3 protein-coding genes are annotated in these 2658 nt (G+C 51.1%); all 3 read right to left on the minus strand.

The window, feature by feature from the left end; translation table 11 throughout:
- Positions 1 to 195: 195 nt before the first annotated feature.
- Positions 196 to 1029, minus strand: coding sequence for a zinc metalloprotease HtpX (gene htpX / locus AAF564_26595; GenBank protein ID MEM8489142.1), 834 nt, complete (start codon positions 1027 to 1029; stop codon positions 196 to 198).
- 72 nt (positions 1030 to 1101) lie between these two features.
- Positions 1102 to 1884, minus strand: coding sequence for a CPBP family intramembrane glutamic endopeptidase (locus tag AAF564_26600; protein MEM8489143.1), 783 nt, complete (start codon positions 1882 to 1884; stop codon positions 1102 to 1104).
- Positions 1885 to 1938: 54 nt separating this feature from the next.
- Positions 1939 to 2658 (minus strand): LysM peptidoglycan-binding domain-containing protein (locus AAF564_26605; protein MEM8489144.1); only part of this gene is annotated, 720 nt, incomplete at its 5' end.

The raw sequence follows: 2658 nt of genomic DNA on the forward strand, positions 1-2658 counted from the left end.
ATGAGCTTTAATGTAGAGATGCGTCTAGCTCTTGTGATTTAGCACGGACAAAAGGCCCCGGAGACACATCTATTGAGCGCAATGTACTTTATGGTATCCCCGCACATTGGATAAATAAATTTTTCTGCCCCCCCTGACACCGAGTAAGGAATGTTGAACTTCGAAGTTTACATTCCTTCAACCTTCAACCTTCAACTACCGCTCTTTCTCCATAGCCAGCAGGCGCTGGATGCGTTCTTCAGCTGGCGGGTGCGTGGTGAACAGGCTCTTTAGTCCGCCTTTGCCAAACAGCGGACTCACGATAAACATGTGCGCTGTGGCCTCAGTAGCCGGCATAGGATTCCGTTCAACACCCTGATGCAAGCGCGCCAACGCATTTGCGAGTGCCCGAGGATTCTGAGCGATTTCAGCACCATCCCGATCAGCAACGTATTCGCGGGAGCGGGAGATTGCCATCTGGATTAGAAATGCGGCAATTGGCGCAAGGATCAACATCAGTAAGCTCACGAGGGCATTGCCCCGGTCTCTGCCACCGCCAAAGAAGAAAGCAAACCGTGTGAGTAGCGTTATACCGGAAGCTACGGTTGCGGCGATAGAGGAAGTCAGGATATCTCTGTTTTTGATGTGCGCAAGTTCGTGGCCAATGACCCCTTCGAGTTCTTCCTTGTTCAGCAGGCGCACGATACCGTTTGTGACTGCTACGGCAGAGTTTTCTGGGTTTCGGCCCGTAGCAAAGGCATTTGGCTGGTTGTTTGGGATAATGTAAACCGCCGGCATTGGGAGGTTGGCGCGCTGGCGGAGCCGGTCAACCATTTCGTACAATTCAGGAGAATCTTGTGGTCCTACTTCCTGTGCTTTGTACATCTTCAGGACAATTTTGTCGCTGAACCAGTAGCTGGCAAAGTTCATGGCCACAGCAACAACAAATGCGATGACCAGACCCTGCGTGCCTGCTATTGCGTTGCCAACGAGTGCAAAAAGAACGATCAGGAACGCCATGAGCGCGCCTGTGCGGAAGGTGTTAAACATGGTTGTTTGCAGATAGGAGAGTGTGATGGGTCACAAGTAGTACACGATGCTATAAGCTGGTAGTTTCAGGTGCTATCCTAGCATCTTGGTGACGATCATAACGTCATACAGGGCGTGTGTCCATGCAGCAACGCCAAATCCGCGCACGAGGTATATCACATTGAGTGCGAGGCCAAAGAAAAATCTGAATAGAAAAGACTGGGCGGTGAAGTCGTCACCAAGCGGGCCCATGTAGTGAATACCGCTGAACATAAGGGCGCCGGCTACCGCAGCCACAATGTATGCAGCCGTCTGGAATCCGAGTATAGCCTTCAGGATGGCGTACAGTCCACCTACGAGAATCACACGAAACAGCAGTTCTTCATAGATGCCAGCGCCAATAGAGAGGGCCAATTGCATCCATATCGTCTCTTGCTCAAGTTGGGCGCCGGCAAGTAGCAAAGTCGGAGCATAGGCTGAAAACAGGGACCACACCAGTTGCGATACGAGGAGCGCAACAATGATGGCATAAAACCCGCTTTCAATTACAATTCCGAAAAAATAGGCAGGACGAAGCGGAATGCGTTTCTTCCGTTCGTACATCAAAATACAGAAACCAACAACGAGCAAAACACCACCCATGATCAGGGTAGTAGGTCCATCAATGAACTGAAACCATTGTTTGAGCCATAATTCAGAGCTTACCCGAACTTGCCCTACCCGCCCTTCATTTGCCGAAATGATAAGCGTCTCATACATCAAGATGAGCGGGATGGCACTCAGAAAGCCATACGTACCCGTTCGCGTAGCAGACAGGTAGGTCGGCTCGATCGCTTCAATTGGATCAGGTTCTTGCTGGCTTACGGTTTCAGTCATCTGCACCAGGGTGGCAACAAAGGTTGTTTTCTGGGGAGAGGGGCTGTTTGCTAACTACTCGACAACGCGTATCTGGATTTCTTCGTCTTCGCCAAAGGTCAGGCCAAGTTCGCGTGCTACAATAGCAGATACATCCATGATATAACGTGAGTCGATTGGGCCCCGGTCATTCACTTCTGCAAAAGTCTTACGGCCGGAAATAGGATTTGTTAGGAGTACGATGGTATCAATTGCCAGTTCAGGGTGGCTGACGGTGAAGCGTGCCGGGTCATATGGGTCGCCACTTGCGGTGAGGCGGCCGGCAAAGGTCTCCGGGTAAAGCGAAACGGGCCCAACTTCATAAAGCGGGGGGATATTCTGTGCTTTGGCCGGCTTTTGTACAGGATCAGGCGCAGGCAGTTTAATCACCTGCCCGATACGCAAGCTCGGAGAATTCAATTCATTTAAATTGGAAATGGACCGCACATTGGTGCCCGTCCGCCGCGCAATACCATACAGCGTGTCGCCCTTGCGTACAGTATAGGTTTGTGGGCCATCCGTTTCGCTGAACGATGTAATGGGGCTGGTGTCGGGAATCCAGATGGTGTCGTTGGCTTCAAGCGGATCTGAGTTGCCGCCATTCATGGCAAACAAGGCATAAGCTGGCAGTCCGTATTCAACAGCAATGCTGTAATATGTGTCACCGGGCTGCACAACATAGCTTCTTTTTGCGCGCGTAATAGGTTTGAAAGTGCCTGCACTGCGGTCGGGTTTTTCTTCAGCATCCATAACCTC

Source organism: Bacteroidota bacterium (genome assembly GCA_039111535.1).
In the GTDB taxonomy this organism is placed as follows: domain Bacteria; phylum Bacteroidota; class Rhodothermia; order Rhodothermales; family JAHQVL01; genus JBCCIM01.

Bases quoted from the DNA above. Each gene is read 5' to 3' on its own strand.
- AAF564_26600 (MEM8489143.1), bottom strand. From the start codon at position 1,884: ATGACTGAAACCGTAAGCCAGCAAGAACCTGATCCAATTGAAGCGATC.
- htpX (MEM8489142.1), bottom strand. From the start codon at position 1,029: ATGTTTAACACCTTCCGCACAGGCGCGCTCATGGCGTTCCTGATCGTT.